The organism is Desulfopila aestuarii DSM 18488 (genome assembly GCF_900143695.1).
GTDB lineage: Bacteria > Desulfobacterota > Desulfobulbia > Desulfobulbales > Desulfocapsaceae > Desulfopila > Desulfopila aestuarii.
On record NZ_FRFE01000074.1, the window covers coordinates 1 to 5,545 of the forward strand.

Genomic DNA, 5,545 nt, shown 5'->3' on the forward strand with positions numbered 1-5,545 from the left:
AATGAAGTGTCTGGAAAAGGATAAAGAGGAAATGCTGGCGTTTTATGATTTCCCTGCCGCCCATTGGCAACATATTCGTACATCAAACCCTATCGAGTCAACGTTTGCCACTGTACGACTTCGGACAGCAAAAACAAGGGGATGTGTCGCAAGACATACTATCTTGTCGATGGTTTACAAACTCGGCCAGAGCGCCCAGAAGAAATGGCGTCGGCTAAGGGGATTCAAGCTACTTGCTGAGGTCATTCGAGGGGTGAGATTCAAGGATGGCGAGAGGGTTGAACCAGTAAAAGAAGGTGAGCTGACCAGGGTGGTCAATATCTAAGAATGATTCTTCAAACACCAGATTTGACTATAACTCAGCTCTTTGCGTTTTGCAGCCAGCGACTTCATTTTCACGATGACAACATACATTCGCATCCCCCCAAGTTTGTGATCACTGCGTACAGGCGGTTTATTGTCGTGTGAAACTTAATAATTGGTGAATCTACAGAATTTAAAGGCAGAGTTGCTTGCGATCATTAGTATCAAAAGGCATGCCCAAGTTAGGGTTTCACGGGCAGAAAATCGTAAGTAGCCGATATAAAACAATACACACCAGCAACCAAAGAGTTAATTGTTCACATAAGGAGCAAGAAAATCCGTGAAATTTGGTGGATCCTCGAAATATCACAGAAATTGTCAGGCAGCAGAGGCATGCACCTGGACGTGTGATCTGACCCAGAATGAGGAGAGATACAAACGTAATAGACGAATGGCTGGAATGGACAACCAAACTCAGGATTAAGCGAGGTAAGGCAACTATATCTTAGGCATAGTGCATGATTCTTCATGCCTTTCCATCTATTCAATACGCTCTGGAAATAATCGGGTAAACGACACGTGATGCAAAGAAGGCAAGGTTTGGGGATAAGAGAGGAGGAACTGCCAACTCTCTTAGAAACGGTTGAGCCTTATCTGTCGATAGGCAGGGGACTACCTCTAGCGCTGAATGCTCATATTATCATTTTCGAATATTGTCGGGGAATACCTGATGGAATTGATGGTTGTGGGCCATTTTCAAAGGTGATAGAGAACCCGTTGATCTTAAAGGTCACTTACGGTTTCTGAATACCCAACTTGCGCATACGCGAACGAAGAGTGGAAGGGTTGACCTCAAGTACTCGCGAGGCACCCTTGGCACCTTCGATGCGCCATCCCGTAAAATCGAGTACCCGCAGAATATGTTCTCGTTCAACCTCCTCCATACTCCGCAAATCATCCGGTAGCCTCTCGGCGGCCGATTTGGTCAAGTCGTCGGCAAGATGCAACTTGCTTCCGGACGAGTTGATCACTGCCCGCTCAATGACATTTTCCAGCTCCCGCACGTTGCCTGGCCAGGGGTATTTTTTCATTTGTTGAATAATATTGGCTGGAATCGTATTGATTGATTTGCCGAGTCTCTTGCACGCTCTCTCAACAAAGAAGCTGGTCAGCAGAGGAATATCCTCAACCCGTTGCCGAAGCGCCGGAACAGTGATTGGAAATACGTTGAGTCGGAAAAATAGATCTTCCCGGAAGCGACCTTTCCTGACCTCATTCTCCAGGTCCCGATTGGTAGCTGCGATAATGCGTACGTCTACCTTAATAGTACTGTTGCTTCCCAGTCGTTCAAATTCCCGCTCCTGCAGAACTCTCAATAATTTAGCCTGCATTTCAAGTGGTAATTCACCGATTTCATCAAGAAAAATACTAGCTCCGTCAGCGATTTCGAAGCGACCGAAGTGACGCTCCTGAGCACCAGTGAAAGCCCCCCTTTCATGGCCAAACAGTTCACTTTCGATCAGATGAGCCGGAAGGGTTGCACAGTTGACCTTCACCAGCGAACGATTCTTGCGTTGACCTTTACTGTGAATTGCCCGAGCGATGAGCTCTTTTCCTGTCCCGCTTTCCCCAAGGATGAGCACAGTGGTGCTGGTCTCAGCAATTTGTTCGACTTTGAAAAGTACATATTTCAAGGATGCACTGGTGCCAACGATATTGTCGAAATTGTGTTCGAGCTTGATCTCCTCCTGCAGGTACGCCTTCTCTGCCTCGAGTTGATCCTTCAGTCTCTGTATCTCGGTGTACGTGCTAAGCAGCTCGTTTTCTGCCTCTTTTCGCGAAGTGACATCCCGGTTACTCGCTCTCATTCCCTGCAAGCGGCCTTCATTATCGGTAATAGGTTGACAGGAATGCTCGATCCAACGTACCTGACCATCACGCCGCTGGATGCGGAATTGTGCCTCATGAGGTTGCAGTTCTAAGCCGGCTTTCTGGCAATGACTCTGCCAGACATCCCTATCTTCAGGCATAATAATATCGGTAAAAATCTTTGGATTTTCCATTAATTCTACATGGGTATAACCACAAATTCTCTCACAGGAAGGTGAGACATAGTGAAATGAGCCATCAAGACATTGCCAATACTCCCAGTCATAGGTAAAATCGGCGACTGTGCGATATTTTTTCTCAGCGGCAGACAACGCCTCCTCTTGCTTTTTACGCATTATCGCATTGGCAAAAATCTCTGCAATGAGACGGTATTGGCGAACTTCATTAGGCAACCATTGCCTAGCTTTGTCAATTGTTCCTAAAGAAAGAACCCCAAGTACTTTTTCTCTTGTAATTAACGGAATAAGCGTTAAGGAACCGATATTCTGAGCCGCAAGGAAAGCGCGATCCACCTTTGCTTCAGTCGGCATGCTAGTCAAATGGCCAAAGCTGAGTGATCTCCCTTCCTGAATTTTTTCTGTGAGCCAAGGAACTTGAGAAAAGAGTATTTCTGAAAGAGGCTGCGAATGATGGGGAAGCGTGTGGGATTGAATGAGATGGAATCGGTTTGTTTCCACGGACATCATAAAAATGCTTACTCGATCGACTTCAAGTCTGTTTTGAATTTGTTCAAGTACCCGAAGCATTTCTTCGTTCAGTTCGTCAGGTTTCAGGCTGACGAATCGTGCCGAGAGAGAGGATAGCATCTCTTCAAAGTCAAGACGTTCTGCGAGTTGAAGTTGGGTTTTGCGACGTTGTATTCGTTGGTGGATTAAGAATAGGATAAAGCTGCTCTGAAGCATCAGCAAGGCAAAGGCTGAGAAGATGTAGTAATGGTAACGCTCCCATAACGAGGGCGTATAATATAAAAGCTCACTTCCGGGCGGCAGTAAAGATTTTTTAATAGACCACCTTTGCAGTTCTCTCCAATCAAATACCTGGATGGAGGAATGACTACCGGACCATGGGATGGTGTCCGGTCTCTCACCGGCCAAAACTCGTAATAACAGCCGGGCTGACTCTTTTCCATGTTCCTCGAAGCTGAAAAGTGATCCTCCGACAATGCCGTATCCTAGATATGAATCATAAAGACCAAACACTGGGGCATTTGAGGCCAGAGAGATTCGAGGAAGAACATCTCTGGGCACGTACATCTTGCCGGCTGCATCCTCAAACAGACTACCATAGAGGACAACGGTATTGGGAGGAAGAGTGGCAACCCGCCTCAAAATCTCCTCAAGTGTCAGTTGATTAAGACTTATGAGCGTAATCCTGTCCTTATATCGTTCTATCTGCTGACGATATACCGTCTCACTGTCCCGATCACTTATTGAAGAGCCGCAAATCAATGCAATATGTTTTGCGTTAGGCGTCAGTGTGAAGATGCTCTGCATAAGCTCCGACATGCTTTCCCCAGTAATCGTTCCTGTTGTGAAGCGCCGCAGAGGGGAGGAGTTAAATTTCTTCCCGGTTTCAAATGGTAATTGACTTGCAATGATTGGTATACCAGGAAGGAGCGGGGCCCCATTATTGAGCATAAAGTATAGGGCGGTATCATAAACGGTAATGATAGCGTCAATATGTGATTCGGCATACTTTGTCCGAATATACTCTGCAGCCGCATTTGTTTGAGCTGAAGATGGGAAATTTGCCACATCTAGATATTCCGCATATAATTGAATGTCATAGGTAAGATTCAAATCTAATACAGAATGAATTCCTTTTTCAGTCAGTTCGTGAGCTGGATGCCATTTATCCTGAGCGTAGATAATGAGAACGCGCTTCTGCTCTTTAGCTTCGATAGGCATGACTGACCTGAGCAGTAGAAAAAGTATGGTGCAGATGAGAGTAAGATAATGGGGCATTGTTGCTAACATATGGTTGATGATGAGCATGCACGGGGTGAACAGATATCGTTGCCTGACAGCCATTAGATCTTATTACAACGCAAATAAACCTTTTGGCAATCTAAATTGTGCTGTAGATTCTGATGGTTATTTTTATTGCTGTTGCTTTGAGGAAGATGGAAGCGAAAAACAGGCTCACTGACTCGATGAGGCTAAATCGGTGATGACTCCCGCAAACCTCAGCACTTAACAAGGGATGAGTATCGGGCATGGGGGACATAATTTACTGAAGGAATGCTCAGTTTCAGCAATTCAGGAATATAGTCTGCTATAACCGGAGCATTGGCCGACGACGGTTCTATTTAACCACCTCGTTTTTATTCGGTCTCCACATCTTGTCAAACCAAGGCTTAAGCGGTCCGTACAATCGTAAGATCATAAATAAACTCTTATCGGGAATCATCTGAATCCAGTTGTTTTCCAAGTTTTCCGGAGCCTTGGAACAAAAATAGACATCGACCGAGCCATCGTTGTTGACGAGTAGGTTCTTGTTCTGGCTGCTGATACAGAGAAATCGTTGATCGGTTTGGATCATTGAGCGTGTTTGGTTGTCATAAACAATGACCGACCAGAAGTCTTTGACCGGAACATTCGACGGCAGATCCAGATGGTAGGCGTTTCCACCCTTAAACTGGTTACCCTCTGCATCATGTGCACTGTTCCGGATATGTTGGGATAGGCTGACAATCTATAATTGTACCAAAATGGAGCAACTACAAGGAAGAGCTTACCAAAGCCCCCGCTACCCAGTGGTCGTTCTTTTTTGCCCCAAGAATCGGTAAATCCATCAGGGTTGAGGCAGGAATCTCGGCTTGAACTGCTAAAGTTCGTAGAGGCATTTTCTTCATGCAGCCTTAGCCTTCATGCTATATTAGAAAGTTGTATCAAGCACCGTGGTGCCTAGTCGACGGAGCAAAGTTAAGCATCACCAGTCGCAAGAAGCCCTCCATGAAACAACAACTATTAATGATTTGATAATAAGCACTTTGCGAGAAGAGCCTCTTGCAAAATGACCAGAGCGTGAGGCTTTGCACTGTGGCCACAAATAGATCTTTGACAACCTAACCAAGCAGCCGTAAAAGTTGATCTGAAAATAAGGTGATAACTCCAAACATCAAGTGGAGAGACACCTTCGCGTGCCCCTTGACCATGACGTTGTTGGCACCAAAATCTTCTTTCAATCGGCTGTTTGCCCGTTCAACGCTGGATCGAATTTTATAGCGCTCCGCTTCGTGAGGAGCCATAGGTAAGACATCTTTTCCACGTCCATTTTTATCGATGATAGGGACATGTCCAAAGCCCCGGCTGATCTCTTCGATTCGCTTGGCGTCGTAGGCCGCATCCAT

The 5,545-nt window shown here is 45.8% G+C and carries 4 protein-coding genes; 1 reads left to right on the forward strand and 3 read right to left on the reverse strand.

Features of this window, described 5'->3' with window-relative positions; translation table 11 throughout:
- Positions 1-325: transposase (locus tag BUF15_RS26065; RefSeq protein ID WP_200802479.1), on the forward strand; the 325-nt coding region annotated here is incomplete at its 5' end.
- A 772-nt stretch (positions 326-1,097) separates the two neighbouring features.
- Here BUF15_RS26065 and BUF15_RS28260 read toward each other — a convergent pair.
- From BUF15_RS28260 to BUF15_RS27285, 3 genes are all read right to left on the reverse strand, one after another.
- Positions 1,098-3,698, reverse strand: coding sequence for a sigma 54-interacting transcriptional regulator (locus BUF15_RS28260; protein ID WP_159441398.1), 2,601 nt, complete (start codon positions 3,696-3,698; stop codon positions 1,098-1,100).
- 799 nt (positions 3,699-4,497) lie between these two features.
- A complete protein-coding gene (locus tag BUF15_RS28595) occupies positions 4,498-4,887 on the reverse strand; it encodes a DUF1214 domain-containing protein (RefSeq protein ID WP_084554627.1) in 390 nt (129 codons plus the stop codon).
- A 373-nt stretch (positions 4,888-5,260) separates the two neighbouring features.
- Positions 5,261-5,545: transposase (locus BUF15_RS27285; protein WP_073613258.1), on the reverse strand; the 285-nt coding region annotated here is incomplete at its 5' end.

Excerpts from the sequence above, each read along its gene's own strand:
- BUF15_RS28260 (WP_159441398.1), bottom strand. The coding sequence starts at position 3,698 with ATGTCGGAGCTTATGCAGAGCATCTTCACACTGACGCCTAACGCAAAA.